Origin of the sequence: Streptomyces sp. CA2R106, assembly GCF_037034245.1 — a bacterium.
Taxonomy (GTDB): domain Bacteria; phylum Actinomycetota; class Actinomycetes; order Streptomycetales; family Streptomycetaceae; genus Actinacidiphila.
Genome location: NZ_JBAGKC010000031.1, coordinates 26,360 through 53,345 on the forward strand (window position 1 = coordinate 26,360; position 26,986 = coordinate 53,345).

Here is a 26,986-nt window from a genome sequence, read left to right on the forward strand (position 1 = left end):
GTCATCCCTCCTGCTCGTCGGTCCGGCTGAGCCGCGTGTAGACGCCCGAGAAGACGATCAGCACCAGCAGCAGGAACAGGCCGAGCGCGGCGGCGCTGCCGAGGTTGTTGTAGCGGAATCCGTACTGGTAGATCATGTAGACCACGGTCATCGTGGAGTTCTCCGGGCCGTTGCCGCCGGCCAGCACGAAGACGTTGGTGAACTCCTGCATGGTCGCCACGATCTGGAGCAGCAGCATCAGCGAGAGCACCATGCGGGTCTGCGGGATGGTGACGTGCCAGATCTTGCTCCACAGCCCGGCGCCGTCCAGGTCGGCCGCCTCGTACAGTTCACCGGGGATGTTCTGGAGCGCGGCGAGGTAGACCAGGGTGGCGCTGCCCATGCTCATCCAGGTGGCCGCGATCACCACCGAGATCATCGCGGTGTGCGAGGAGTCCAGCCACTGCGAGGTCGGCAGGTGGAGGGTCTTCAGGATGTGGTCGAAGAGCCCGTAGTCCGGGTCGTAGAAGTACTTGAAGAGCAGGCCGCCGGCGACCGGCGGGAGCATCACCGGCAGGTAGACCAGGATGCGCAGGTAGGCCTGGGCGTGCCGCAGTTCGTTGAGCACGATCGCCACGAAGAACGGCAGCGCGAAGCCGATGACCAGCGCGTAGCCGGTGTACTCGGCGGTGTTCTTCCACGCGGTCCAGAAGAACGGGTCGTGGTAGACGCGGTCGAGGTTCCGCATCCCGACCCAGGAGGTCACCCCGCGCTTCTTGTCCTGGAAGCTCATGATGAACTCCCGGACCATCGGGTACCAGGAGAAGGCCAGGAAGCAGACCACCGCGCCGACGAGGAAGCCGTATGCCTGGAGGTTCGCCGCCGCCTTGCGGGGCAGGCCGCGTCTGGCGCCGGGCCGGTCCGGGCCGGCCGGGCGCCCGGCGTGGCGCTTGGTCGTGTTCTCGGGGACGGTCGTCGCCGCCATGGGGGCTCCTCGGCTGAAGCTGGAGGTGGAGCTGACGCTGGGGTGGCGCGGATGCTGCCGCGGGTCGGATCGGGTGCCCGCGGGGCCGGTCGCCGGACCGGCCCCGCGGGGCGTACGGTCAGCTGCTGGCGGCCAGCAGCTGGTTGACCTGGTCGGTCGCGGTCTTGAGCAGCTTGTCGATGTCGGCGCCCTTGTTGGTCAGCACGCCCGACATCACGGTGTCGAGCACCGTGTAGACCTTCTGCGCGTTCGGCGGCTCGGCGAGCACGGGGGTGTCGACGCCGGTGTACGTCTTGAAGTTGTCCACCGGGATGGTGGCGCTGGCGGTCTTGAGCTGGTTGTCCTGGTCCTTGGCCGAGCCGGTGAAGAAGAACGGCTCGGGCAGGCCGACCGGCAGGCCGTCCGCCTTGGTGCGGGCGTAGTTGAACTGGCCCTTGCCCAGCGTCAGGTACTTGAAGTTGATCCAGGCGATGCCCGCCTTGATCTGGTCGGGGCTGTCCGACTTCTTGAACATGTAGTCGTTGCCGCCCATGAGCGCGATCTTGCCGCCGGGGATCGGGGCCATGCCCAGGTCCTTGTAGTCGGCGTGGTACTGCTGGACCTCCAGCGTCACATCGTCGGGCGCGCCGACGTACATGCCGATCTTGCCGGTGCCCATCGCCTTCTGGACGTCGCCCCACTGCACACCGGGGTCGGCCGGCATCGACTTGTCGGTCCAGCGCATGTCGTGCAGCGTCTGGAGTACCTGCTTGGTGGCGGCGGTGTCGAAGGCGGCCTTGGTGCCGTCCTCGCTGACCGCGCGCACGCCCACGCCGTTCATCTCCGAGACCAGGTGCCAACCGCCCTGGTTGCCGCCGGAGTTGTCCATGTAGCCGGTGATGCCCTTGCCGCCGAGCTTGTCGGAGATCACCTTGGCGTCCTGGCGGATCTCGTCCCAGGTGGTGGGCGGGTTGTTCGGGTCGAGCCCGGCCTCCTGGAAGATCTTCCGGTTGTAGATCAGGCCCATCTTGTAGTTCGAGGTGGGCAGCCCGTACAGCTTGCCGCCGTCCTTGAGGACGTTCAGCACGCTCGGGTCGATGCTCGCCAGGTTCGGGATCGTCTTGGCGTTGACGTAGTCCGAGATGTCGGCGGCCTGGCCGGCGTCGAGCACCTGCGCGAGGTCGGTGTAGTACGAGTAGAACGTGTCCGTCTGGGTGCCGGCCTGGAGTTGGGCGGTGAACTTGGCCGGGTCCTCGCAGGGGAAGGCGTCCTTGCTCTTGATCGTGACGTTCGGATAGATCTTGTTGAACGCCGCGACGTCGTCGGTCCACTCCCGGCGCTCGGCCTTCTTCGTGGTCGGCGGCTCGCAGTCGACGCTGATGGTCACCTTGGTCTTCGGGTCCAAGGGGGTCGCGGCGTCGGCGCTGCTGGTGCTGCCCGAGCCGTCCTTCTTGCTGCTGGAACACGCGGTACCGGTCAACCCGATCCCCGCGACCAGAGCGACTGCCACCAGTCTGCGGTAGCCGATTCTGCTCATGTTCTGCCCTTCCCCTGAACCACTGCGCGTCGTTGGACTGCGATCTGGGACCCCCGTGGCACGTGAGGCACATGCGTCCGGCGCGAGAGTGCGCCGCCGTCCCGGGTTGGCTCAACGTACTTAACCCGATAGATGTCCGCAAGATGTCGCGCGAATTTCGCAAAGACACGACTTGGTCACAGCAGGGAGAGGGCGCTCAGGGGTGCCCTGACGGGCGGGGAACGCGCAGGGGCGCGGGAGACCGCGCGGCCGGCCCGGCGCGGCATGGCGGCGGGCAGGTCGCGCGGTCTCCCGCGCCCGTGGGTGGCGGACGTCCCTTGGCGGCGCCTACGCGTTGGCGCGGGCCGGGCCGGTGGAGCCGCGGACCACCAACTCCGGCTCGAAGAACAGCTCGTCGTGGTCGACGGAGGCGCCGCTGATCTCCCCGGCGAGCAGGTCCACCGCGGCCCGCCCCATCGCCTCGATCGGCTGCCGCACGGTGGTCAGCGGCGGCTCGGTGCAGTTCATCAGCGAGGAGTCGTCGTAGCCGATCACCGAGACGTCCCCGGGCACGGACAGCCGCCGGCGCCGGGCGGCCCGGATCGTGCCGAGCGCGAGCAGGTCGGAGGCGCAGATGAACGCGGTGTTCCCGCGGGCCAGCAGCCGGCTCGCCGCGGCCTGCCCGCCCTCCAGCGTGAACAGCGCGTGCTCCACGGTGACCGACGGGTCCACCCGGCGGGCGGCGGCCAGTTTGCGGCGCGAGGGCACGTGGTCCGGCGGGCCGAGCACCAGCGCGATCCGCTGGTGGCCGAGCGAGATGAGGTGGTTCATCGCCTGCTCGACCGCCACCGCGTCGTCGCACGAGACGCGGGGGAAGTCGAGATGGTCGATGGCGGCGTTCATCAGCACGGTGGGCAGGTTGCGTTCGGCCAGGCGCGCGTAGTGGTCGTGCGGGGACTCCGCCTGGGCGTAGAGCCCGCCGAAGAAGACCACCCCGGAGACGTGCTGCTGGAGCAGCAACTCCACGTAGTCCGCCTCCGATACGCCGCCGGCGGTCTGCGTGCACAGCACCGGGGTGAACCCCTGCTGGGCGAGCGCGCCGCCGACCACCTCGGCGAACGCGGGGAAGATCGGGTTCTGCAACTCGGGCATGACCATGCCGACCAGTCGGGCGCGTTCGCCGCGCAGCTGGGTGGGCCGTTCGTATCCGAGCACGTCAAGGGCGGTGAGGACCGCGGCCCGGGTCGCATCGGAGACGCCCGGCTTCCCGTTCAGCACGCGGCTGACGGTGGCCTCGCTCACCCCGACCTTCTTTGCCACCTCGGCAAGTCGTCGTGTCATGGCGTCGATTCTAGTACAGCTACCGCAAGTTTCTTGCAGGGTATTTGCGAGATCTCTGCAAGCTATCCAAATCTTGCGAAATCCAATCGACATCTTGCTGTGACGTGTTCGGCATCCCTAGGGTGTGCGTCACGTCAGCGACTCCCGTCAGAAGGGAAGCCCCCCACCCCATGGACACCAGACGTCGCTCCTCGCTCGTGCTGGCCGCGGCCACCGCGGCGGCAGTGGCCGCGGGCGGACTCATCGCCCTGACCGCCACCGCCACCGCCTCGGCGGCCCCCACCGCCGCCGGCCCCGCCGCCAAGGCATCGGCCGTCTCCCCGTTCGACGCCGCCGGCGGCGCCTCGGTGCCGTTCACGGAGTACGAGGCCGAAGCCGCGCACACCGACGGCACCGTGATCGGCCCCGACTACACCCAGGGCACCGTCGCCTCCGAGGCGTCCGGCCGCCAGGCGGTCACCCTCGGCCAGGGCCAGTACGTCGAGTTCACCCTCACCAAGGCCGCGAACGCCGTCGACGTCGCCTACAACCTGCCGCAGGGCGCCTCCGGCACCCTCTCGGTCTACGTCAACGGCACCGAGCTGAGCCGGAAACTCGCCGTCACCTCGCAGTACAGCTACGTGGACACCGGCAACATCGCCGGCTCCAAGACCCACCACTTCTTCGACGACTCCCGGCTGCAACTCGGCCAGAACCTCGCCGCCGGCGACACGGTCAAGCTCCAGATCGACTCCGGCGACACCGGCACCGCCACCATCGACGTCGCCGACTTCGAGCAGGTCGCGGCGGCCGCCGCGCAGCCGGCGGACTCGGTGTCGGTCATCGACGAGGGCGCCGACCCCAGCGGCAGCGGCGACTCCACCCAGGCGTTCCGCCAGGCGATCACCGACGCCAAGGCCGCCGGCAAGGAGGTGTGGATACCCGCCGGCGACTTCAAGGTCACCTCGCAGCTCCCGGTCGACGACGTCACGCTGCGCGGCGCGGGCAACTGGTACTCGGTGGTGCACAGTTCGCACTTCATCGACCAGACGTCCGCCACCGGCAACACCAAGCTCTACGACTTCGCGGTGTTCGGCGACGTCAGCACCCGCAACGACAGCTCGCCCGACAACTTCGTCACCGGCAGCCTCGGCCCGAACTCCGTGGTCTCCGGGATGTGGGTGCAGCGCGAGAAGTGCGGCCTGTGGCTGACCGGCGACAACGACAACCTCACGGTCGAGGACAGCCGGATCATCGGCACCACCGCCGACGGGCTCAACCTCGACGGCAGCGCGCAGGGCGTCACCGTCAGGAACAACTTCCTGCGCAACCAGGGCGACGACTCGCTCGCCATGTGGTCGCTGGGCTCGCCGGACACCGGCAACACCTTCACCGGCAACACCGTCGTGCAGCCCAACCTCGCCAACGGCATCGCGATCTACGGCGGTTCGGACAACACCGTGTCCGACAACGTCATTGCCGACACCAACGCCCTCGGCAGCGGCCTGGCCATCTCCAACCAGGCGTTCCTCCAGCCCTTCAACCCGCTCTCGGGCAAGGTCACGGTCTCCGGGAACACCCTCATCCGCACCGGCGCGCTGAACCCCAACTGGGGCCACCCGATGGGGGCGCTGCGGGTCGACTCGTACGACTCGGCGATCACGTCCGTGGATGTGCGGATCTCCGGCACCACCTTCGTCGACAGCCCCTACAGCGACTTCGAGTTCGTCTCCGGCGGCGGCCACGGCTACGACGTCAGCGGTGTGACCGTGGACGGCGCGACCGCGACGAACACCGGCACCGTGGTGGTGCAGGCGGAGACACCCGGGTCGGCGACGTTCAGCGATGTCACGGCCACCGGCACCGGCGCCACCGGCGTCTACGACTGCCCGTACCCGGCGGACCTGACGCCCTTCACCGTCAACCAGGGCTCGGGCAACAGCGGTTGGTCCGGCACCTGGGGCGACTGCACCACCTGGCCGCAGCCGGGCAGGGGCGACAGCAGCGGAGGTACGACGAGCGGCTCGACGGACGGCGGTACGACGAGCGGTACGACGAGCGGCTCGACGGACGGCGGTTCCACCGGGGGCACCACCCCGCCCTCCGACGGCAACCTCGCCCAGGGCCGGCCGGCCACCGACACCGGGCACGCGGACGTCTACACGGCGTCCAACGCGGTGGACGGCGACGCCAGTACGTACTGGGAGAGCACCGACAACGCCTTCCCGCAGTCGCTGACCGTGGACCTCGGCGCCACCCGGACCCTCGGGCGGCTGGTGCTGAAGCTGCCGCCGGCCACCGCGTGGGCCACCCGCACCCAGACCCTCTCCGTGCTCGGGTCCACCGACGGCTCGACGTTCACCACGCTCAAGGGCGCCGCGGACTACACGTTCGACCCGTCCTCGGGCAACACCGCGACGGTCACGCTCAGTTCGGCCGCCGCCCGCTACCTGCGGCTCACCTTCACCGCGAACACCGGCTGGCCGGCGGGCCAGCTGTCGGAACTGGAGGCATACGCCTCCTGACCCCTCCCGGGCGCCCCTTGTTCCGCGTACCGCACGCCGGGACGAGGGGCGTCCCGCGCTACGCCGGCGCGCTACGCCGGCGCGGTGCCGTCCTCGCCGTGGCGGCGCAGGTGCAGGGCGCGCAGCGCGATCTCCGTCGCGAACCGGTCATCCGGGTGCGCGAGTTGGTCGCCGAACGCGCGGTCGAGGATGCGCAGGCGGTAGCGGACCGTCTGCGGGTGGACGCCCAACTGGTCGGCGACCTGGCCCGCGGTGCCCCGGGTGGTCAGCCAGATCCGCAGGGTGTCGATCAGCCGGGTGCGCTGCGCCGGGGTCAGCCCGACCAGCGGCGCGAGGTACTTGCGGGCCATCTGGTCGGCCAGCGCCGGGTCGCCCAGCAGCCACAGCGGCAGCAGGTGGTCCTCGCTGAGGACCAGCGCGTCGTCCGCCCCGTCGGCCGCGCTGCCCCCGACCACCCCGGAGCCGGCCAGTGCGAGGGTGTGCCGGGCCCAGCGCAGCGAGTCGGCGGCCTCACCGAGCCCCGTGGTCAGTCCGACCGCGGCCCGGCAGCCGCCGAGCGCGGCGGCCAGCGAGGCGCGCCGCTCCTCGGTGAACGCCCCCGGCACGAGTAAGTGCGGCTCGGGGTCGGCGAAGTCCTGGAGCACGTCGCGGTCGAGCGCGGTCCGGGCCGGCCGGGTGCCGGGGGCGACGGCCACCATCGTGACCTCCTCCGGCAGCGGCCACGCCGCGTGCTCGGCGAGTTCGGCCAGCGCGCTGCGCGCCACCGCGGTGCCGCCGAGTATCCGCCGCAGCAGCCGGCGCCGCCGGTTGTCCGGTTCCTCGCCCAACTCCGCGAGCGCCTGCACGTATCCCTCGCGGGAGAGCTCCGCCAGGTCGCCCATGTAGGCGAAGAGCGCGTCGGCGAAGGTGAGCATGAAGGACGCGGAGAGGTTGTAGCGGCGCCCGACCGTGCGCACCCGGCGCAGCGCCACCTGGCAGCCGATCCGGTACGCGGCCTGGAGGTTGTCCAGGCTGCGGCCCTCGTACGCCTCGAAGCGGCCGAACCGGCGGCACAGGTCGTCGCGCAGCGAGGTGGTCGCGGTGGGAGCGGCGACCCGGTCCACGAACGTGGCGATGCTCTGCTCGATCCCGATTTTGATCACCCGGCTGTTCGGGCCCTCCAGGAGGTGCCCGTATTCGGGGATCGCGGTGACGATTTCAGCCGCCATCTCTTTTAAAAGGCTGGGCAGTTCCGGGCGCATGATGGCGGCGAACTCCCGCGGAATCGGCCCCGGCGACTCGGTGTGCTCCGGGGTCTGCCGCATGATGGTCATCCCCGCCCCCTCCCCAGCGCCCCATCGCGCGTCGGTGACCTCGCTGCAAGATAGACCAAACGTCTACGGAGCGCAGCCCCATGGACACGCAAACGTTGTCGGCCGGTGCCGCGCGGGCCCGGGCCGGCGCGGCGGGGCGACCGTACCGCAGGGGCGGCGGGGTGCGCCGCGGCGGACGCCGACGGGCGGGCCGGCGGTCTGCAAGTGCTCACTCCTTTACAAAGCCGCCGGCGGCGATGTTGCCCCGGTGACAGAAAAATACCGGCCGGTAGTGATCGGTGGAGATTCTTCGGCCCGATTGTTGCGCCGTCTCGTTACCCGTGCGTAACGTCCTGCCCCGCAAGGGCAACCGACCGGAATCGGTACCCCACGTTCCAGGTAGTGAGTCGCAACCGAATTCGCGCTTCGAGCAGCGCGGACGACGGTTTTATCAGGCACGTCAACTCCCAGGAAGGAACAGCCCGTGCGTAAGATCTCGCCTCTCGTCAAGGGCGGTGTCGTCACCGGCGCCGCGTTCGCCGCGGCCCTCGGCCTCGCCATCAGCCCGGCCTCCGCGGCCGGCACGTGGACGGTCACCGGCGGCGGCGCCTTCACCGGCACCTCCACCAACACCGTCCTGAAGGACACCGCCACCGGCACCACGCTCACCTGCAAGACGTCCACCGCGACCGGCACCGCGGCGAACACCACCGGTGCCAGCGGCACCGGCATCGCCTCGATCGCCTCCGTGGCGTGGACCAGCTGCTCCGGCCCGCTGGGCATCACCTTCACCGTCACGGCCGACGGCACCCCGTGGGCCCTGAACGCGGTCAGCTACAGCGGCGGCGTCACCACCGGCACCCTCACCGGCGTCAAGGCGCACATCAGCGGCCTCGGCTGCACCGCCACCTTCGCCGGCGCCAGCTCCACCACGGCGGCCACGCTGGACGTCACCTACACCAACTCCACGCACGACCTGAAGGTGCTGGGCACCGGCAACCTGCACGCGTACAACGTGTCGGGCACCTGCCTCGGCCTGATCAACTCCGGTGACGCCACCACGTACTCCGGCGACTACACCGTCTCGCCGACCACCCTCCAGATCACCTCGCCGTGACCCGGCAGATCTCCTGACGGGCGGATCGCCACACCCCCCGCCCACCCGCACCACCAGGGACCCCGGCCCGCGCCACGAGGCCGGGGTCCCTGCGCCAGGAGGGGGCACTCACTGGAGGACAAAATTCCGGTTGGGGTTTGTCACGGGGTGACAAGAATCCCCGGTTCCGGAAATTGGCCGGATCTTCGGGTGTTCGATCACTTGTCCGGCCTTATTACCCACACGTAATGTCCTGCCGCCAGGGCTGGAAAAGGAGTTCGGAAATGAGGGGTGCCGTGCGCGTGAGCCGACCGCGTCCGCGTCGAGTGGTGCAGCTCGCGGGCGTCGCGGCCGCCGCGCTCCTGGCCGGGCTGCTGCCGGGCACCGACTCCGCGGCCACCGGCGCGGCCGACGGGGTGTCACTCGCGTACACCTGCCAGTTCGGCGCGGGCCAGGACCCGCAGGACATCAGCGTCGGCATCAAGCAGACCTACCCGTCGGACGGGGTGGTCGGCAAACCGATCCAGCCGGGCGACCTGACGCTCACCGTGGGCATCCCGCGGGCCGCGGTCACCGCGCTGGTCCCGGCCGAAGCCGACACCCTCGGCGGCAGCGCCGACATGAAGACCAACGTCACGCAGGGCACCTCGCGCACTGTGGCGGTCTGGCCGGACCTGACCGCGCAGCCCACCACGGTGGCGGGCAGCGGCGACCTGGACCTGGTCTTCACCGGCAAGGTGCCCGGCGTGTCGGTGACCGCCGGGGGAGACCTGGTCTTCGCCGCCGGCGACCTGGACCTGACGCTGCACCCGCAGGCTGCGACCAGCACCCCCACCGACCCGGCCACGCCCACGCCGGACCCGTCCACCGGCGACGACTCCGGTACGAGCGGGGCGGGTTCCGACAGCAGCGGCGCCTCCGCGGACACCGCCGCCGCCACCGCGGCCGACGACTCCGGGAGCACGACCGCCGCGGACGGCGCCGGCTCCGGCGCGCTCACCGACATCACCGGCCTGTGCGCGGCCAAGGCCGGCCAGGACATCACTCTCGCGACGGTCACCGTGCCCGGCACCGGCGACCCGACGTCCGGCACCGGCGCTCCGACCAGCCCCACGGGAACAGCCGGTACGCCGTCCGGTTCGGCGTCCTCCTCCCCGTCCGCCGGCAGTCCGGCCGACGGCACCCGCAGCACCATCGTCCCGCTCGACACCCCGCCGCGCTCGGGCGTGACGTCCTGCGGCGCGGCGCCGAAGGGCGAGCTGGACCCGAGCCGGCTGCCGGTTCCGCCGGCCGGCGCCATCGTGCTGCCCCCCGCAGGGTTCGTCTATCCGGATGTGATCCTGTGCGGTTACTTCACCGGCTTCTCCAACGTCAACAAGCTCAGCGGCGCGATGATCGTCAACGACCCTCGTGGGAAGCCCGGGTTGGCCACCCTCAATTCGAACCGCAGGCTGGCTCTCAACACGAGCGAGAACTACTACGAGGTCGACTCCCTTCTCGGGATCGAACTTCCCTCCTCCCATTCTACGTTCCTCAGTTTCGGGTTCGTCCCCATCACCGCCGACGTCGACTTCGCCGCCGATGGCCCGATGACCGTGGTCAGCTCCGGGTACCCGTCGCAGGGAATTCCCCAGATCACTGTCGTCGGCGGGTACCAGGATCTGCGGATCAGCAACGTGAAGGTCAACGGCGTGTCCATGCACCTCGGAGCCGGCTGCCACACCACCAAGCCGTTGAACGTCGTCCTCACCGGACGCCAGGACGAGGGACTGCCCGGGGACGACGGCAGACCGGACTACACGATCGCATCGGGTGGACCGCTCGTGGACGACGACCTGGTCATCCCCCCGTTCACCGGCTGTGTCACGCCCGACGGCGACAACCTGGACTCGCTCTTCACGGCGTCCCTGTCGGGACCCGGCAACACCCTCAACTTCGTCCAGGCGCCGCTGTGCTCGATGGACGGCACCACACCCGAGAACTGCGACGAGCCCGACATCCCGCTGCCCCAGCTCCCCGTCCGCGCCGGGTCCACCAAGTGACGGCCCGCCGTACGGAGTTCGACCGTACTCACGTCCCCCACCCGTCCGTCCACCGCAACCACCCCCGGGAGGTGCAATGGGAATCGAAGTGACCGTCGAGGGTCTGACGAAGTCCTTCGGCAAACAGACCGTCTGGGAGGACGTGACGCTCACTCTGCCGGCCGGCGAGGTCAGCGTGATGCTCGGGCCCTCCGGCACCGGCAAGACCGTCTTCCTGAAGTCCGTGATCGGCCTGCTCAAACCCGAGCGCGGCCGGGTGCTGGTGAACGGCGTCGACATGGTCGGCGGCAAGGAGCGGGACATCTATGAGACCCGCAAGCTCTTCGGCCTGATGTTCCAGGACGGCGCGCTGTTCGGCTCGATGAACCTCTTCGACAACATCGCCTTCCCGCTGCGGGAGCACACCCGCAAGAAGGAGTCGGAGATCCGCCGCATCGTCATGGAGCGGATGGACATGGTCGGCCTGATCGGCTCCGAGCGGAAGCTGCCCGGCGAGATCTCCGGCGGCATGCGCAAACGCGCCGGGCTGGCCCGCGCGCTGGTGCTGGACCCGCAGATCATCCTGTGCGACGAACCGGACTCCGGGCTCGACCCGGTGCGCACCTCCTACATCTCGCAGCAGCTGATCGACCTCAACGCGCAGATCGACGCCACCATGCTGATCGTCACCCACAATCTCGACATCGCCGCGACGGTGCCGGACAACATGGGGATGCTCTTCCGGCGCCGCCTGGTCACCTTCGGCCCGCGCGAACTGCTGCTCACCAGCGACGAGCCGGTCGTACGGCAGTTCCTCGGCGGCCGCAAGGAAGGCCCGATCGGGATGGCCGAGGAGAAGGACGAGGCCACCCTCGCCCGCGAACAGCTCACCGCGGTCGACGAACTGCCGCGCCGGATCGCACCCCAGCTCGAACCGAGCCCCGGACTGCCGCCGCGCGCGGCCGTGCAGCGCCGCCGGGCGCGGGTGCTGGCGATGTGGGACGACCTGCCGCCGGCCGCCCGCGCGGCGATGAAGGCCGGTCTCGCCCCGGTCGCCGCCCCCGTACAGGAGGAGCACGCATGAGGACCGGCCCCGCCGCGGGGGTGACCGCGTGAGCGCGCCGCCGGTGCCGGGGCCGGCGCCGCGCCCGCCCGCACCCGCTCCCGCCGTACCGCGCCGCCCCTTCCCCGGCACCGGGGCGCTGCGCCAGACCGGGCAGCTGATGACGCTCGGCGCGACCACCATCAGGGACACCTTCCGGCGGCCCTTCCAGGTCCGCGAGCTGATCGAGCAGTTCTGGTTCGTGGCGAGCGTGACGATCCTGCCCGCGGCCCTGGTGTCGATCCCGTTCGGCGCGGTGATCGCGCTCCAGGTCGGCTCGCTCGCCCAGCAGTTGGGCGCGCAGTCCTTCACCGGCGGCGCGAGCGTCCTGGCGGTGATCCAGCAGGCCAGCCCGCTGATCGTGGCACTGCTGATCGCCGGTGCGGGCGGCAGCGCGATCTGCGCGGACCTCGGCTCGCGGAAGATCCGCGAGGAGCTGGACGCGATGGAGGTGATGGGCGTCTCGCCGGTGCAGCGGCTGATCGTGCCGCGGGTGCTGGCCACGATGCTCGTCGCGCTGCTGCTCAACGGCCTGGTCTCGGTGGTCGGCACCGCCGGCGGCTACTTCTTCAACGTGATCGTGCAGCACGGCACCCCCGGCGCGTACCTGTCCAGCTTCTCCGCGCTGGCCCAGCTGCCGGACCTGTACATCTCCGAGATCAAGGCGCTGATCTTCGGCTTCATCGCCGGGATCGTCGCCGCCTACCGCGGCCTGAACCCCAAGGGCGGCCCCAAGGGCGTCGGCGACGCGGTCAACCAGTCCGTGGTCATCACCTTCCTGCTGCTGTTCGTGGTGAACGTGGTGCTCACCGCGATCTACCTCCAACTCGTGCCGCAGAAGGGAGCCTGAGCGATGGCCCTGCTCGACAAGGACGCCCCGCGGCCCGAGCCGCCCGGGCCCCCCGCGCCGCCGCCCCGCGCCCGCCGGGTGCGGCCGGGCCGCTGGCTGCGCTGGCTCGACGACACCGGCGACCACCTGCTCTTCCACATCAAGGCCGTGCTGTGGGTGCCGCGCACCCTGCGCCGCTACCTCAAGGAGGTGCAGCGGCTGCTCGCCGAGGTCGCCTTCGGCAGCGGGGGCCTGAGCGTGATCGGCGGCACCGTCGGCGTGATGATCGGCATGACGCTGGCCACCGGCACCGTCGTCGGCCTCCAGGGCTACGCGGCGATGAACGAACTGGGCACCGCGGCGTTCACCGGCTTCATCTCCGCCTACTTCAACACCCGCGAGATCGCGCCGCTGATCGCCGGGCTCGCGCTGTCCGCGACCGTCGGCGCCGGGTTCACCGCGCAGCTCGGCGCGATGCGGATCAACGAGGAGGTCGACGCGCTGGAGAGCATGGGCGTGCGCTCGATGCCGTACCTCGTCACCACCCGGATCATCGCCGGCGTGGTGGCGATCATCCCGCTCTACGGCATCGGCCTGCTCAGCAGCTACGCGGCGTCCCGGCTGGTGACCGTGTGGTTCAACGGCCAGTCGCCCGGCACCTACGACCACTACTTCAACCTCTTCCTCGCACCGGAGGACGTACTGCTGTCCATACTGAAGGTGCTGATCTTCAGCGTCGTGGTGATCCTCGCGCACTGCTACTACGGCTTCACCGCCAAGGGCGGCCCGGCCGGTGTGGGTATCGCGGTCGGCCGGTCGGTGCGCAACGCGATCGTGATCATCTCGCTCACCGACTTCTTCCTGTCGCTGGCGCTGTGGGGCGCCACCACCACCGTGCGGGTGGCGGGATGACCACCACCGACACCCGCACCCCGGGGCCGGCGCCCGCGCCGCCCGCACCCCCGGCCCGGCCGCGCCTGCGCCGCCTCGGCGGCACCGCCCGCCGGCGCACCGCGGGCATCGTCTTCCTGCTGGTGCCCGCGCTGCTGGCCTGGCTCGCGGTGGCCGTCTACGACAAGTCGTTCACGCACTCCGTGACGGTCACCGTGGAGACCGGCAGCGCCGGCAACGAGATGAACCAGGGCGCGGACGTGAAGATGCGCGGCGTCGTCGTCGGCCGGGTCACCGCCATCCACGCCGACGGCGCCGGCGCCCGGCTGACGCTCGCCATCGACCCCGGTCAGATGCGGCACATCCCGGCCGGGGTCACCGCGCAGATGCTGCCCACCACGCTCTTCGGCGAGCGGTTCGTCGCGCTGGTGCCGCCGGCCGGCGCCGCCACCGGCACGGGCACCACCGGCACCGGCGCCACGCTCGCCGCGCACGCCACCATCCCGCAGGACCGGTCGGCCGACGCCGTCGAACTCGAACAGGTCCTGGACAACGTGATGCCGCTGCTGACGGCCGTCCAGCCGCAGAAACTCGCCGCCACCCTCAACGCGGTCTCCACCGCGCTCGACGGCCGCGGCCAGGAACTCGGCACCACCCTGGTCCAGCTCGACCGCTACCTGACCAGGCTCAACCCCCAACTGCCCGCGCTCACCGACGACATCAAGCAGCTCGTGACGGTCAGCAACACCTACGACGCGGCCGCGCCCGACATCGTGCAGGCCCTCACCGACTTCACCAGAACCAGCGGCACCATCGCCGAGCAGCAGGCCAACCTCAGCACGCTGTACGGCTCGACGACCGCCACCGCCCAGGACATCACCACCTACCTGCGGCAGAACAAGCAGAACCTGATCCACCTCGCCGCCGACAGCCGCGGCACCCTCCAACTGCTCGCGAAGTACGCCCCGTCCTTCCCCTGCACCCTGCGCACCCTCGCGGACTTCGTGCCCGAGATGGACAAGGCGCTCGGCAAGGGCACCGACGAACCGGGCCTGCACGTCGACGTCACCGCCGTCGCCTCCCGCGGCAAGTACGTCGCCGGCAAGGACACCCCGGTGTACGACGCGAGCGGCGACCCGCAGTGCTACCCGGTCCCGTACACCGGCCGCGGCACCACCCCGGTCGCCAACTCGCCGCAGGAGAACGAGCTGGTCAACGAGTTGCTCGCGCCCAGCATGGACACCTCGCCCACGAAGCTGCCGGACTGGAGCAGCCTGCTGACCGGGCCGGTCTACCGCGGGGCGGAGGTGACGGTGAAGTGAACCGCCGCAGCCTGACCGGACCGATCGTCAAGTCGCTGATCTTCATCCTGGTCACCGCGTTCGCCACCACGGTGCTCGCGGTGAGCATCGCCGGCGCCGGCGTCGGCAGCACCTCCGGCTACAACGCCGAGTTCACCGACACCACCGGGCTCAACAAGGGCGACAGCGTCCGCATCGCCGGGGTCAAGGTCGGCCAGGTCGACTCGATCAAGGTGGTCCGGCACCGGGTCGCCGAAGTGCACTTCTCCGTCCGCAAGGACCGCACCCTGCCCGCCTCGGCGACCGCCACCATCAAGTACCTCAACCTCGTCGGCCAGCGCTACATCGACCTGGAGCAGGGCAGCGGCCCGGTCGGCGCCGGCATGCACCCCGGCGGCACCATCCCACTCAGCCGCACCAAGCCCGCGCTCGACCTCACCGAACTCTTCAACGGCTTCCAGCCGCTCTTCGAGGGGCTCTCCCCGAAGGACGTCAACCAGCTGTCCGGGGAGATCGTGCAGGTCCTCCAGGGCGAGGGCGGCACCGTGGACAGCCTGATCGGCAACATCGGCACGCTGACCACCACGCTCGCCGCGAAGGACCAGGTGATCGGCCAGGTGATCGACAACCTCAACTCGGTGCTGACCACCGTCAACACCCGCGAGGCCGGCTTCAACGACCTGATCACCTCGCTCCAGCAGCTCGTCACCGGCTTCTCCGCCGACCGCAAGCCGATCGGCCAGTCCATCACCGCCATCTCCCAACTCACCACCAGCACCGCCGGCCTGCTCCAGGACGGCCGGCAGCCGCTGAAGAACTCCATCGCCCAGCTCAACCGGGTCTCCACCAACCTCGGCGACAACACACCCCAGTTGCAGCAGTTCCTCACCACCACCCCCGGCAAGCTCCAGACCATCGGCCGGCTGGCCTCCTACGGCTCCTGGCTCAACCTCTACCTGTGCCAGGCCACCGTGCACGGCGTGACCACCTCCGACGGCAGCACCCCGCCCACCGGGATAGCGATCACCGAATCGAGGTGCCGGCCATGACGCTGCGAGCCCCCGCGCTGCGCCTGCGCGACCCCGCCCGGCGCGGCCCGCTCTTCCGGCCGCTGCGCGAACGCAACCAGGTCGCGGTCGGCATCGTCGGCCTGCTGGTGCTGGCCCTGCTCAGCCTGGTCGCCTACAACGCCGACGCGCTGCCGCTGATCGGCGGCGGCACCACCTACTCCGCGTACTTCACCGAAGCCGCCGGCATCAAGAGCGGCAACGAGGTACGGGTGGCCGGCGTCAAGGTCGGCAAGGTCACCCACGTCGGGCTGGACGGCGCCCAGGTCAAGGTCAGCTTCCGGGTCCGGCACACCTGGATCGGCAACGCCAGCACCGCCGCCATCGCCATCAAGACGCTGCTCGGCGAGAAGTACCTCGCGCTGGACCCGCTCGGCAACACCAAGCAGAACCCCGGCGACACCATCCCCAAATCCCGCACCACCTCACCGTACGACGTCACGCAGGCGTTCAACGGCCTCGGGCAGACCTTCGACGCGATCGACACCAAGCAACTCGCCGCCAGCTTCCAGGCGATCGCGGACACCTTCAAGGACACCCCGGACTCCGTGCGCACCGCCGCGACCGGACTGTCGTCGCTGTCCAAGACCATCTCCAGCCGCGACGCCCAACTCGCCTCGCTGCTCAGCGGCAGCAAGCAGCTCACCAAGACCCTCTCCGACCAGAACAGCCGCTTCCAGCAGCTGATCTCCGACGGCAACCTGCTCCTCGGCGAGGTCGAGAAGCGGCGGACCGCCATCCACTCCCTGCTCACCGGCACCCAGTCCCTGGGCACCCAGCTCAACGGCCTGGTCACCGACAACACCCAGCAGCTCGCCCCCACCCTCGACGCCCTCGACCGCGTCACCGGGGTGCTGCTCGCCAACCAGGCCAGCCTCGACAAGGTGCTGGCCCTGGCCGGCCCCTACTACCAGGTGGTCGGCAACACCCTCGGCAACGGCCGCTGGTTCGACAGCTACCTGTGCGGCCTGGTGCCCAAGAACTACCTGCCCAGCGGCACCCAGCCGACCACCGGCTGCATGCCGCCCAAGGCGACCGGAGGAGCGTCGTGACCCTCTTCCCGCGGCGGCTGCGCCGCACCACCCCCCGGCCGCCGCGCACCGGCCGCCGGCCGCGGGTGCCGCTGCGCGCCCTGTCCGTGCTGGTCGTACTGGCGATCGTCGCCGCCGGGGCCGTCACCGCCGGGTTCGTCGCCTTCGGCGGGCCGTCCGGCAAGCACGTCACCGCGTACTTCGACCGCACCGTCGGCGTCTACGCCGGCTCAGACCTGCGCATCCTCGGGGTGAAGGTCGGCACGGTGGAGTCGGTGAAGCCGCAGGGCAAGCAGGTGAAGGTGACCCTGCGGCTGGACCACGGCATCAAGGTGCCCGCCAAGGCCGGGGCCGTGGTCGTCGCGCCCAGCGTGGTCGCCGACCGTTACGTCCAGCTCACCCCGGCGTACACCGGCGGCGCCCAACTGCCCGACCACGGCGTCATCCCGGCCAGCCGCACCACCACCCCGGTGGAGATCGACCAGCTCTACGCCTCCGTCACCCAGCTCAGCAAGGCGCTGGGCCCCGACGGCGCCAACACCGACGGCGCCCTGTCCGACCTGCTCGACGTCGGGGCGCAGAACCTCAAGGGCAACGGCAAGGACATCGGCGACAGCATCGACCAGCTCGGCCAGGCCACCAAGACCCTCAACGGCCACAGCGGCGACCTGTACGCGACCCTCGCCTACCTCCAGTCCTTCACCACGATGCTCAAGAACAACGACGGCAAGGTGAAGACCGCCACCGACCAGCTCTCCACGGTCAGCGGCTTCCTCGCCGACGACAAGGAGGACCTGGGCGGCGCGCTCCAGCAGCTGTCCACCGCGCTCGGCTCGGTGAAGACCTTCATCCAGGACAACCGCAGCCGACTCAAGGCCAGCATCGACAAGCTCACCCCGATCACCCAGACCCTCGTCGACCAGCGCGCCTCGCTCGCCGAACTCCTCGACGACGCGCCGCTGGCCGCCGACAACCTGCTCAACACGTACAACCCGGCGACCGGCACCCTCGACGGCCGGGCCGACATCAACGAGCTGAGCATGGGCGGCAGCGTGGACCCGACCGACACCGGCGCGTCCGCGGTCAAGCGGAACACGACGACCACCACCGGTACGGCGAGCACCACCGGCACGACATCCGGTACGGCCGCCGACGACGCGGTGCCGCTGCCGCTGCCGCCGGTCGGCACCGTCTACGGCAGCGACACCACGACCGGCGGCACGGCCGGTTCCTCCGGTTCATCGGGTTCCGCCGGTTCCGCCGGTTCCGCCGGCAAGGGGGCGGCGAAGTGAACGCACGCCACGCGGCCGCCGCCGCCCTGCTCACCGCCGCCGCCCTCACCCTGACCGGCTGCTCCTTCACCAACGTGCAGAATATGCCGCTGCCCGGCGGCGCCGACGTCGGCAGCCACCCCTACACCGTCAAGGCCCGCTTCGCCGACGTGCTGGACCTGGTGCCGCAGGCGTCGGTGCGGGTCAACGACGTCGCCGTGGGCCGCGTCACCAAGATCTCGCTGGCGCACGGCAGTTGGTCGGCGGTCGTGACGATGCAGCTCAACGGCAAGGTCAAGCTCCCGGCGAACGCCTACGCCCAGCTGGAGCAGTCCAGCCTGCTCGGCGAGAAGTACATCGAACTCACCGCCCCGCCCAGCACCGAGACGTCCACCGGGCGGCTGGAGTCCGGCGACACCATCCCCGCCTCGCACACCAACCGCAACCCCGAGGTCGAAGAGGTCTTCGGCGCGCTCTCCCTGGTGCTCAACGGCGGCGGCATCCAGCAGATCCACACCATCAGCACCGAGCTGAACAAGGCGCTGGGCGGCAACGAACCCGCGGTGCGCGACATGCTCACCCAGGTCGACACGCTCGTCTCCGACCTGAACGCCCACAAGAAGGACATCACCGACGCCCTCGACAGCGTCAACAAGCTCTCCGCGACGCTCGCCACCCGCGACCAGAAGATCGGCACCATCCTCACCTCCCTGAGCCCCGGCCTGAAGGTGCTGGAGCAGCAGCGCGGCTCGCTGGTCACCATGCTCCGCTCGCTCGACACCCTCTCCGGGGTCGCCACCGACACCGTCAACCGGAGCAAGGACGACATCGTCGCCGACCTCAGATCGCTGGCCCCCACCCTCCAGCGGCTCGCCGACGCCGGCGACGACCTGCCCGACTCCCTCCAGGTGCTGCTGACCTACCCGTTCACCGACGAGGTGCTCAACGGCGTCAAGGGCGACTACCTCAACGTCTACCTCGACCTCACCGCGAGCGCCGGCACCCAGCTCATCCCCGAACTCCAGGCGGGCGACAGCGACTACCCCGGCCTGATGGCCACCTCCTCCGCGAAGAAGTCCGGCACCTCCGCGAAGGACCTGCCGCTGCCCCTGCCCTCGGTGACCGGCTCGACGGCCACCTCCTCCGCGCCCTCCACTTCCTCCTCGCCGTCCCCGCCGTCCTCGCCCTCCTCCTCGTCGGCCACCACCCCGGGGAGCAACTGATGCTGACCCGCGCCACCCTCGCCAAGAACCTCGCCTTCCTGATCGTCGCGGTCCTCGTGATCGGCTTCGTCGGCGTCCGCTACGCCGACCTCGGCCGCTACGTGGGCCTGCGCGGCTACTACACGGTGGACGTCCAACTCCCGCAGACCGGCGGCCTGTTCGAGCACTCCGACGTCACCTACCGGGGCGTGTCGGTCGGCCGGGTCGGCCCGATCCGGCTCACCGCCGACGGCGTGCGGGCCGAACTGCGGATCAACAACTCCGCCCCCCGCATCCCCGCCCGGCTCACCGCGGTCGTCGCCAACCTGTCCGCGGTCGGCGAGCAGTACATCGACCTGCAACCCGCCACCGACAACGGGCCCTACCTGCACGGCGGTTCGACCATCGTGCAGGCCAGCACCAAGGTGCCCGCGCCGGTCACCAACCTGCTCACCAGCGTCAACGACCTCACCAAGTCCGTGCCGCTGGACGCCCTGCGCACCGACGTCGACGAACTCGGCCTCGCCTTCAGCGGCCAGGGCGACAACCTCCAGTCCCTGCTGGACACCAGCAGCGAGTTCCTGACCGCCGCCGACGAGAACCTGCCCACCGACACCAAGCTGATCGACGACGGGCAGACGGTGCTGCACACCCAGGTCGACGAGTCCGACGCGATCAGGAACTTCGCCACCAGCGCCAACCAGCTCGCCAAGCAGCTCGACGACTCCGACACCGACCTGCGCCGGCTCATCGCCGCCGCCCCCGGCGCCGCGACCCAGGTCAGCGCGCTGCTGCGGGACGTCGGCCCCAACCTCAGCGTGGTGCTGGCCAACCTGCTGACCACCTCCGACGTCGCGGTCACCCGGCAGAACGGCATCCAGGAGTTCCTGGTGAAGATGCCCGCCGTGGCTGCCGCCGGCTCCTCGGCGGTCAAGGACGGCAAGCTCGACTTCGGCATGGCGGTCACCTTCTTCTCGCCGCTGCCGTGCACCTCCGGGTACGGGAGCACCACCTACCGCAACGGCCTGGACACCAGCCCGCCGACGACCGCCTTCAACACCGCGGCCACCTGCACCGCGCCCGCCTCCTCCGGCACCGACGTACGCGGCTCCGCGCACGCGCCCAGCGGCGGGGGAGTGCCGAGCCCGGCGCAGCCCGGCTCCGTCCTGCCGACGACCACCTCCGCGACCACCACCGTGAGCGCCGCCACCACCACCGCGGCTTCGGCGCTGCCCGGCGCCCTCGCGCTGCCCGCGCTGCCCGCCGCCGGGCCCACCACCATGGCGGGCCTGCTCGGACTGGAGGACCACTGATGAGCGGGACGACGAAGAGCCCGAAGGCGGCGGAGCCCGAGCCCGAGGATGTGGCGGAGCCGCCTGATCCGGATGGTGCGGCCGAGCCGGACCCCGCGCCCGAGAGCCGTCCGCCCACCCGCGGGCGTACCGCACGCGCCGCCCGGGCGCTGCGGGCCCGGCGCACCGCGGTCGCCTGGGCCGCCGCCCTCACCGTCGCACTGCTGCTGGCCGGCTACTCCGCCTGGTCCTACGCCGACACCCGCGGCGACGGCGCGCTGTCGTACGGCAAGGCGCGCGACGCCGCGCTGGCCGCGGGCACGCGCGGGGTCGCCCGGCTCAACACCGTGGACGCCGCCCACGTCGCCCGGGACCTCGACGACTGGCTCGGCGTGACCACCGGCCCGCTGCACGCCCAGCTCACCCGCACCCACGCGTCCGACACCGCGACGATGAAGGCGGCCGCCACCTCCACCCGCGGCACCGTCACGGACGCGGCCGTCACCGAGCTGGACACCCGCGCGGGCACCGCGCAGCTCATCGTCACCGTGCAGGTCCGGCTCACCCCCGCGGCGGGCACGGCCACCACCGACCGCAAACGCTTCGAAGCCAACCTGTCCCGTACGGACGGCACCTGGAAACTCGCCGCGCTCACCGCGGTCCCGATCGGTGCGAGCTGAGGGCGAGGGACAACGAGATGACGACCATCGACAACACCGAGCAGGTCCTCGCGGACACGGACGCGGACACCGACGCGGACGCCGACGCCGGGGCGGACACCGAACCCGCGGCTGCGACCGAGCCCGAGCCGCCGGAGTCCGAAGCCGAGCCCGTGGACGCCGGCGTGCCGGGAGGACGGCTCCGGGGGCTGCTGCGGCGCACGCGCGCGTACGGGTGGCGGCGCATCGTTGGGGCAGCGGTGGTCGCCGCCCTGCTGCTCGGCTCCGGCGGGCTGCTCTACGCCGCTCAGGACCTCAAGGACCCGGCGGCCACCCGCAACCGCGCGCTCACCGACACCGCCACCACCGACCAGGCGATCGGCGACGTCAGCAGTGCGCTGAGCCAGATCTTCGCGTACACGCCCGACGGCACCGACGCCACCGAGCAGGCCGCGCGCAGCGTCCTCGCCGGCGCCGCGGCCACCCAGTACCAGGCGCTGTTCGCGCAGATCAAGCAGAACGTCGCCGCCCAGCAACTCACCCTCACCACCAGGGTCGTACGGGCCGGTGTGGTCAGCCTCACCGGCGACCGCGCCCGGCTGCTGGTCTTCCTCGACCAGACCGCGCAGCGCGCGGGTTCCACCGCCACCAGTGCCGCCGCCCAACTCTCGGTCACCGCCGAGCAGATCAACGGCCACTGGCGGATCACCGCACTCAAGGCCCGCTAGGGGAGAGGCAGATGCCACGTATGCGTTTCGGCTCGCGCCCACCGCGCAAGGACGACCCCCGGGCCGCCGAGGCCCCTGCCGAGGTCTCCACGAAGGCCCCCGCGGAGACCGACGAGGAAGCGGCGCCCGCGCCGAAGGACACCCGGCCCGCGCCGACCGGGCGGCGGCCCGTCCTCGGCGCGGCGGTCGCCCTCGTGGCGGCCGCGGCCGTCGCGGCGGCGTGGACCGGCTGGTCGTGGTACTCCGCCGCCCATGACGACGACGCGGCGTTCGCGCGCAGCCGGGACACCGTACTGGCGGCGGGCGAGCAGGCGGTGCAGAACCTGAACACGCTCGACCACGCCCATGTCGCGGCCGGGCTCGCGGTGTGGGAGCAGAGCACCACCGGCGACCTGCACGACGAACTCGTCCAGGGCCGCAGCGCCTTCGAGAAGCAGGTGCAGCAGGCGCAGACGGTCAGCACCGCGAAGGTGCTCAGCGGCGCGGTCACCGACCTCGACGACCGTACGGGGAAGGCGGACGTGATGGTCGCGCTCCAGATCACCGTGCAGGCGCCCAAGGCGAAGCCGGCGGTGAAGGAGAGCCGGCTGCTCGGCGAGATGACCCGCACCGCGGCCGGGTGGAAGCTCAGCGCGCTCGGCGACGCGCCGCTGGGCGACAGCGCGGCCACCTCGACGGACACCGCCCCCGCGACCGCCACCGCCACCCCCACGACGACCGCCGGCCACTGACCCCCGCACCGGCGCGCCGCCCGCGCCCCCGCACAGCCGCCCCGCCCGCCCCGCCCGCACCGCAGCACCGCCGTATGCCGCACGCCGTACGTTCGTACGCGAGAGGACCGCAGCCCATGTCGACCACCACCCGCCACCTCATCAACCGGCAGCGCAGACTCGCCGCGGTGGGCGCGCGCACCGTCGTACGGCCGGCCCCCGACCGTACGGCCGGTCCCGCCGCCGACCCTCCCGCCGACCCGGCGGCTCCCGCCGCGCCGGAACCGGCCGCCCTACCCGCGGTGGACGAGGACACGGACCCGGAAGCGGACGGCGGCGGTGACGCCGTCGGGCCGTCCCGGACCCGCCTCGCGCGGCGGCCCGGCCGCTTCCCGCTCGCCGTCGCGCTGCTGGCGGCACTGACGGTGCTGCTCGGCGGTTTCGCGGCCTGGGCGGCCGGCAAGGCGTCCGCGCTGCACGACGACGCGGCCACCGCCAACACCGCGCTCACCGACAACGCCCGCACCGCCGAGGTCAAGGGCCAGATCGCCCAGGACGTGAACTCGGTCTTCTCCTACGACTACAGCAACACCGCCCGCACCGACGCCGCCGCGAAGAAGGTGCTCACCGGCAAGGCCGTCCAGCAGTACGCCACGATGATCGCGCAGGTGAAGGCGGCCGCCCCCAAGCAGAAGCTGGTGCTGACCACCACGGTCACCGCCACCGGCGTGGAGATGATCAGCGGCGACCGGGCCCGCGTGCTGGTCTACGCCGACCAGTCCAACACCTCCACCGCCAAGGGCGCGAACGCCGGAAGCGCCTACTCCGCCGCCATGCTCGCGGTCGACGCGGTGCGCCAGGCGGGCAGCTGGAAGATCTCCGCCATCGACACCTTCGGCTGAGCGGCCGGGCCGCCGCCCGGACAGGGTGCGGCGCCCGCCTCGCCCGGGGTGCACCATGGAGGAGCGGCGCGCGCAACGCGTGCGAAACGGTGTGGTGCAATGCTCCTGATCCCCCGGTATGGCGACGGCGGGGGAGCGGTGCTGAGCGGCGAGGATGGAAGCATATGGACAAGCAGCAGGAGTTCGTTCTCCGCACCCTGGAGGAGCGGGACATCCGCTTCGTACGGCTGTGGTTCACCGACGTGCTCGGCTACCTGAAGTCGGTCGCCGTCGCGCCCGCCGAACTGGAGCAGGCGTTCGACGAGGGCATGGGCTTCGACGGCTCCGCGATCGAGGGCTTCGCCCGGGTGTACGAGTCCGACATGATCGCCAAGCCGGACCCGAGCACCTTCCAGATCCTGCCCTGGCGCGCTGAGGCACCCGGCACCGCCCGGATGTTCTGCGACATCCTGATGCCCGACGGCTCCCCGTCGTACGCCGACCCGCGCTACGTCCTCAAGCGCGTGCTGGCCAAGACCTCCGACCTCGGCTTCACCTTCTACACCCACCCCGAGATCGAGTTCTTCCTGCTCAAGGAGCGCCCGCTGGACGGCACCCGGCCGACGCCCGCGGACAACTCCGGCTACTTCGACCACACCCCGCAGAACGTCGGCATGGACTTCCGCCGCCAGGCCATCACGATGCTGGAGTCGATGGGCATCTCGGTGGAGTTCTCGCACCACGAAGGCGCCCCCGGCCAGCAGGAGATCGACCTGCGCTACGCCGACGCGCTGTCCACCGCGGACAACGTGATGACCTTCCGGCTGGTGATGAAGCAGGTCGCCCTGGAGCAGGGCGTGCACGCCACCTTCATGCCCAAGCCGTTCTCGGAGTACCCCGGCTCCGGCATGCACACCCACCTCTCGCTCTTCGAGGGCGACCGCAACGCCTTCTACGAGTCCGGTGCGGAGTTCCAGCTCTCCAAGGTGGGCCGGTCCTTCATCGCGGGCCTGCTGCGGCACGCCGCGGAGACCGCCGCGGTCACCAACCAGTGGGTCAACTCCTACAAGCGGATCTGGGGCGGCTCCCAGCGCACCGCGGGCGCCGGCGGCGAGGCTCCCTCGTACATCTGCTGGGGCCACAACAACCGCTCCGCGCTCATCCGGGTGCCCATGTACAAGCCCGGGAAGACCGGCTCCACCCGGGTCGAGGTCCGCTCGCTGGACGCCGGCGCCAACCCCTACCTGTCCTACGCCGTCCTGCTCGCCGCGGGCATGAAGGGCATCCAGGAGGGCTACGAACTGCCCGCCGGCGCCGACGACGACGTGTGGGCCCTCAGCGACTCCGAGCGCCGCGCCCTCGGCATCGAACCGCTCCCCCAGAACCTCGGCGAGGCCATCTCCCTGATGGAGCGCAGCGAACTCGTCGCCGAGACCCTCGGCGAGCACGTCTTCGACTTCTTCCTGCGCAACAAGAAGCAGGAGTGGGAGGAGTACCGCTCGGAGGTCACCGCCTTCGAGCTCCGCAAGAACCTCCCGAACCTGTAAGCGCAGCTCAGAGGGTGTTCCCGGGCCACCCGGGAGGTCCGGCCGGTGGCGCCCCCACCGGCCGGACGGGGCCGCCTCACCCCTCCTGGGCCGTCTGTGGGCCGTCGGGCGCGGCAGCGGCGGCCCGGTACATGCCGTCCACGGCGTCACGCGTGCGTCCCTGATCAGACGTGGGCCGCCGCCCTCGAAGTGACCGAGCACGACATCACGGGAGCCATGAACCATGGGACGCACCGACTTCCTGCACGACCCCGCCGCCCCGCCGGCCAACTCGGTGTACCCCGGCGCGGTCGCCCTGGTCCAGAACGACGCCGGCGACGTGCTGCTCATCCAGCGCTCGGACAACGGCCGTTGGGCCCTGCCGGGTGGCGGCCACGACCTGGGGGAGTCGATCGGCGACACCGTACGCCGGGAAGTGCGCGAGGAGACCGGTCTCGAAGTCGAGGTCACCGACCTGTCCGGCGTCTACACCGACCCCGGGCACATCATGTTGTACGACGATGGCGAGGCACGGCAGCAGTTCAGCTTGTGCTTCCGCGCCCGGCCGGTCGGTGGCGAGCTGCGTACGAGCAGCGAGACCGTACAAGTGCGCTGGGTGCCCGTGGCCGACCTGCAGAACTACGACGTGCACCCCACGATGCGGCTGCGCATCGACCACGCCCTTGACCGGTCTCGCCCCGGTACCTACATCGGCTGACGCTTCACCGCGGCGACCTGATCGAGCACGCGGGCGGTGCTGGCTAGGATCTCCGGTTCGGCGCGGCGGATGAACGTGCCGATCAGGCTGTCCGGCCCGTACCGGCCCGTGATCTCGTTGATCCGGTCAATGGGGTTCGTCGGCGTGCCGTCCGGCGTGGTGTTCATGTCGCAGTAGCACAGCGCGTCGTCCAACTCTGACGCCACGTGCGGAAACGCGTCCAGCTCGGCGCCCAGCCCGCGCGCCTCGGCCTCCATCCACGCACACGAATGGTGCGCCACCAGCCGCACGACCCGTTCGTCGGCCCGCGCCACCTCCCGCAGGTACCGGGCCCCGTCCAGCGGGTGAAGCCCGGACTTCACCAAGTCCGGTGCGTACCCGATGTCGTGCAGCACGGCGGCGGCTTCCAGGAGCTCCGCATCCTCGCCCAGGATCGGCGCGAGGCTCCGCGCCCGCGCGGCAACCCCCTGCACGTGCGCCCACCGCCGCGGCAGTGCGTCGGCGAGCAACGACTCAGCGAGCGGATACGCCCACGCCGTCAGTCCACCATCGCTCAAGGCTTCGCAGTCCCTTCCTGGCCCGGCAGAGCAAGCGCAGTCCGAACCTTCCCTTGACTGCCCGCACTCAACAACCCCTGCGCCTCCAACTTGTCCAGCGCCCGCCGCACGGTCGGCCGCGACACATCGAACAGCTCGCAGAGCGCGGCGGTGCTGGGGACACTGTCGCCAATCTGCAACCCCTTCTCGACGATCAGGGCCGTGATTCGCTCTGTAAGCGGTCGAACATCGTCTCGCTCGCGGTCGCGTACAACCCGCCATCGGCCGCCAGGCACCGAAGCGATCAACCCCTCGTCTTTGAGAACGTCAAGGGCACGGATGGCCACCCCACGGGAGACGCCGTACTCCTGCACGATGGCGGCATGGGATGGGAGTCTGTCCGGCAGTTCGTTGTTCATGATCTGTTCCCGGAGCTGTCCGGCGATCGCCAGGAACGTGCCCCGTGGGCTGGACTGGTCGGGCACACGGTCTCCTCACTGAGTCGTCAGGCGCGTGGCAAGTCCCCTGC

Annotated in this window: 24 protein-coding genes; 18 read left to right on the forward strand and 6 right to left on the reverse strand. The window is 70.8% G+C overall.

Annotated features, from left to right (window positions below; all coding sequences use genetic code 11):
* Window position 1: 1 nt before the first annotated feature.
* The 3 genes from WA788_RS30145 to WA788_RS30155 form a co-directional block, all read right to left on the reverse strand.
* Window positions 2-964, reverse strand: a complete 963-nt coding sequence (locus WA788_RS30145) for a carbohydrate ABC transporter permease (RefSeq protein WP_335982667.1) — start codon at window positions 962-964, stop codon at window positions 2-4.
* Between the two features lie 118 nt (window positions 965-1,082).
* Window positions 1,083-2,480: an ABC transporter substrate-binding protein gene (locus tag WA788_RS30150; protein WP_335982670.1), complete on the reverse strand. Its 1,398-nt coding sequence runs from the start codon at window positions 2,478-2,480 to the stop codon at window positions 1,083-1,085.
* Between the two features lie 327 nt (window positions 2,481-2,807).
* Entirely contained in the window at window positions 2,808-3,800 is a 993-nt protein-coding gene (locus tag WA788_RS30155) for a LacI family DNA-binding transcriptional regulator (protein ID WP_335982672.1), read from the reverse strand.
* Between the two features lie 170 nt (window positions 3,801-3,970).
* Between WA788_RS30155 and WA788_RS30160 the strand changes: the two genes are divergently transcribed.
* Complete coding sequence (locus tag WA788_RS30160; RefSeq protein WP_335982675.1) at window positions 3,971-6,304, forward strand: discoidin domain-containing protein; 2,334 nt, start codon at window positions 3,971-3,973, stop codon at window positions 6,302-6,304.
* Between the two features lie 71 nt (window positions 6,305-6,375).
* On the opposite strand, the gene WA788_RS30165 is transcribed toward WA788_RS30160, so the two are convergent.
* A complete protein-coding gene (locus tag WA788_RS30165; protein ID WP_335982677.1) occupies window positions 6,376-7,617 on the reverse strand; it encodes a helix-turn-helix domain-containing protein in 1,242 nt (413 codons plus the stop codon).
* A 463-nt stretch (window positions 7,618-8,080) separates the two neighbouring features.
* Here WA788_RS30165 and WA788_RS30170 point away from each other — a divergent pair, with 463 nt between their 5' ends.
* The 17 genes from WA788_RS30170 to WA788_RS30250 all read left to right on the forward strand — a co-directional run bounded on the left by WA788_RS30170 (window position 8,081) and on the right by WA788_RS30250 (window position 25,921).
* On the forward strand, window positions 8,081-8,713 hold the full coding sequence (locus WA788_RS30170; protein WP_335982679.1) for a hypothetical protein: 633 nt from the start codon (window positions 8,081-8,083) through the stop codon (window positions 8,711-8,713).
* 281 nt (window positions 8,714-8,994) lie between these two features.
* Window positions 8,995-10,734, forward strand: a complete 1,740-nt coding sequence (locus tag WA788_RS30175) for a DUF6801 domain-containing protein (protein ID WP_335982682.1) — start codon at window positions 8,995-8,997, stop codon at window positions 10,732-10,734.
* Between the two features lie 76 nt (window positions 10,735-10,810).
* Entirely contained in the window at window positions 10,811-11,797 is a 987-nt protein-coding gene (locus tag WA788_RS30180; protein ID WP_335982685.1) for an ABC transporter ATP-binding protein, read from the forward strand.
* Between the two features lie 28 nt (window positions 11,798-11,825).
* Window positions 11,826-12,665, forward strand: coding sequence for an MlaE family ABC transporter permease (locus WA788_RS30185; RefSeq protein ID WP_335982688.1), 840 nt, complete (start codon window positions 11,826-11,828; stop codon window positions 12,663-12,665).
* Between the two features lie 3 nt (window positions 12,666-12,668).
* Window positions 12,669-13,556, forward strand: coding sequence for an MlaE family ABC transporter permease (locus tag WA788_RS30190; RefSeq protein WP_335982690.1), 888 nt, complete (start codon window positions 12,669-12,671; stop codon window positions 13,554-13,556).
* Window positions 13,553-14,857, forward strand: coding sequence for an MCE family protein (locus WA788_RS30195; RefSeq protein WP_335982693.1), 1,305 nt, complete (start codon window positions 13,553-13,555; stop codon window positions 14,855-14,857). The genes WA788_RS30190 and WA788_RS30195 overlap by 4 nt, the downstream gene beginning before the upstream one ends.
* Complete coding sequence (locus WA788_RS30200; RefSeq protein ID WP_335982694.1) at window positions 14,854-15,885, forward strand: MCE family protein; 1,032 nt, start codon at window positions 14,854-14,856, stop codon at window positions 15,883-15,885. Before WA788_RS30195 ends, WA788_RS30200 begins: the two co-directional genes overlap by 4 nt.
* On the forward strand, window positions 15,882-16,955 hold the full coding sequence (locus WA788_RS30205; RefSeq protein ID WP_335982696.1) for an MCE family protein: 1,074 nt from the start codon (window positions 15,882-15,884) through the stop codon (window positions 16,953-16,955). Before WA788_RS30200 ends, WA788_RS30205 begins: the two co-directional genes overlap by 4 nt.
* A 65-nt stretch (window positions 16,956-17,020) precedes the next feature.
* Window positions 17,021-18,226, forward strand: coding sequence for an MCE family protein (locus tag WA788_RS30210; RefSeq protein ID WP_443034120.1), 1,206 nt, complete (start codon window positions 17,021-17,023; stop codon window positions 18,224-18,226).
* Window positions 18,223-19,428 carry an MCE family protein gene (locus WA788_RS30215; protein ID WP_443034116.1) on the forward strand — a complete coding sequence of 402 codons (1,206 nt, stop codon included), beginning with the start codon at window positions 18,223-18,225 and terminating at the stop codon, window positions 19,426-19,428. The genes WA788_RS30210 and WA788_RS30215 overlap by 4 nt, the downstream gene beginning before the upstream one ends.
* A complete protein-coding gene (locus WA788_RS30220) occupies window positions 19,428-20,720 on the forward strand; it encodes an MlaD family protein (protein WP_335982700.1) in 1,293 nt (430 codons plus the stop codon). Before WA788_RS30215 ends, WA788_RS30220 begins: the two co-directional genes overlap by 1 nt.
* Entirely contained in the window at window positions 20,720-21,379 is a 660-nt protein-coding gene (locus WA788_RS30225; protein ID WP_335982703.1) for a hypothetical protein, read from the forward strand. Before WA788_RS30220 ends, WA788_RS30225 begins: the two co-directional genes overlap by 1 nt.
* Window positions 21,380-21,396: 17 nt before the next feature.
* On the forward strand, window positions 21,397-22,086 hold the full coding sequence (locus tag WA788_RS30230) for a hypothetical protein (protein ID WP_335982705.1): 690 nt from the start codon (window positions 21,397-21,399) through the stop codon (window positions 22,084-22,086).
* A gap of 11 nt (window positions 22,087-22,097) precedes the next feature.
* Window positions 22,098-22,817, forward strand: coding sequence for a hypothetical protein (locus WA788_RS30235; protein ID WP_443034117.1), 720 nt, complete (start codon window positions 22,098-22,100; stop codon window positions 22,815-22,817).
* Between the two features lie 116 nt (window positions 22,818-22,933).
* Window positions 22,934-23,698, forward strand: a complete 765-nt coding sequence (locus WA788_RS30240) for a hypothetical protein (RefSeq protein ID WP_335982708.1) — start codon at window positions 22,934-22,936, stop codon at window positions 23,696-23,698.
* 164 nt (window positions 23,699-23,862) lie between these two features.
* Entirely contained in the window at window positions 23,863-25,224 is a 1,362-nt protein-coding gene (gene glnA / locus WA788_RS30245; RefSeq protein WP_335982711.1) for a type I glutamate--ammonia ligase, read from the forward strand.
* Between the two features lie 223 nt (window positions 25,225-25,447).
* On the forward strand, window positions 25,448-25,921 hold the full coding sequence (locus tag WA788_RS30250) for an NUDIX domain-containing protein (protein ID WP_335982713.1): 474 nt from the start codon (window positions 25,448-25,450) through the stop codon (window positions 25,919-25,921).
* Here the strand turns inward: WA788_RS30250 and WA788_RS30255 are convergent.
* Both WA788_RS30255 and WA788_RS30260 read right to left on the reverse strand, forming a co-directional pair.
* Entirely contained in the window at window positions 25,909-26,478 is a 570-nt protein-coding gene (locus WA788_RS30255; RefSeq protein WP_335982717.1) for an HD domain-containing protein, read from the reverse strand. The genes WA788_RS30250 and WA788_RS30255 overlap by 13 nt on opposite strands.
* Window positions 26,475-26,942, reverse strand: a complete 468-nt coding sequence (locus WA788_RS30260; protein ID WP_335982720.1) for a GntR family transcriptional regulator — start codon at window positions 26,940-26,942, stop codon at window positions 26,475-26,477. The genes WA788_RS30255 and WA788_RS30260 overlap by 4 nt, the downstream gene beginning before the upstream one ends.
* Between the last annotated feature and the right edge of the window lie 44 nt (window positions 26,943-26,986).

Excerpts from the sequence above, each read along its gene's own strand:
- glnA (WP_335982711.1), top strand. The coding sequence starts at position 23,863 with ATGGACAAGCAGCAGGAGTTCGTTCTCCGCACCCTGGAGGAGCGGGAC.
- WA788_RS30225 (WP_335982703.1), top strand. The coding sequence starts at position 20,720 with ATGAGCGGGACGACGAAGAGCCCGAAGGCGGCGGAGCCCGAGCCCGAG.
- WA788_RS30230 (WP_335982705.1), top strand. The coding sequence starts at position 21,397 with ATGACGACCATCGACAACACCGAGCAGGTCCTCGCGGACACGGACGCG.
- WA788_RS30195 (WP_335982693.1), top strand. The coding sequence starts at position 13,553 with ATGACCACCACCGACACCCGCACCCCGGGGCCGGCGCCCGCGCCGCCC.
- WA788_RS30145 (WP_335982667.1), bottom strand. The coding sequence starts at position 964 with ATGGCGGCGACGACCGTCCCCGAGAACACGACCAAGCGCCACGCCGGG.
- WA788_RS30155 (WP_335982672.1), bottom strand. The coding sequence starts at position 3,800 with ATGACACGACGACTTGCCGAGGTGGCAAAGAAGGTCGGGGTGAGCGAG.
- WA788_RS30250 (WP_335982713.1), top strand. The coding sequence starts at position 25,448 with ATGGGACGCACCGACTTCCTGCACGACCCCGCCGCCCCGCCGGCCAAC.
- WA788_RS30240 (WP_335982708.1), top strand. The coding sequence starts at position 22,934 with ATGTCGACCACCACCCGCCACCTCATCAACCGGCAGCGCAGACTCGCC.
- WA788_RS30235 (WP_443034117.1), top strand. The coding sequence starts at position 22,098 with ATGCCACGTATGCGTTTCGGCTCGCGCCCACCGCGCAAGGACGACCCC.
- WA788_RS30190 (WP_335982690.1), top strand. The coding sequence starts at position 12,669 with ATGGCCCTGCTCGACAAGGACGCCCCGCGGCCCGAGCCGCCCGGGCCC.
- WA788_RS30220 (WP_335982700.1), top strand. The coding sequence starts at position 19,428 with ATGCTGACCCGCGCCACCCTCGCCAAGAACCTCGCCTTCCTGATCGTC.
- WA788_RS30160 (WP_335982675.1), top strand. The coding sequence starts at position 3,971 with ATGGACACCAGACGTCGCTCCTCGCTCGTGCTGGCCGCGGCCACCGCG.
- WA788_RS30150 (WP_335982670.1), bottom strand. The coding sequence starts at position 2,480 with ATGAGCAGAATCGGCTACCGCAGACTGGTGGCAGTCGCTCTGGTCGCG.
- WA788_RS30165 (WP_335982677.1), bottom strand. The coding sequence starts at position 7,617 with ATGACCATCATGCGGCAGACCCCGGAGCACACCGAGTCGCCGGGGCCG.
- WA788_RS30180 (WP_335982685.1), top strand. The coding sequence starts at position 10,811 with ATGGGAATCGAAGTGACCGTCGAGGGTCTGACGAAGTCCTTCGGCAAA.
- WA788_RS30205 (WP_335982696.1), top strand. The coding sequence starts at position 15,882 with ATGACGCTGCGAGCCCCCGCGCTGCGCCTGCGCGACCCCGCCCGGCGC.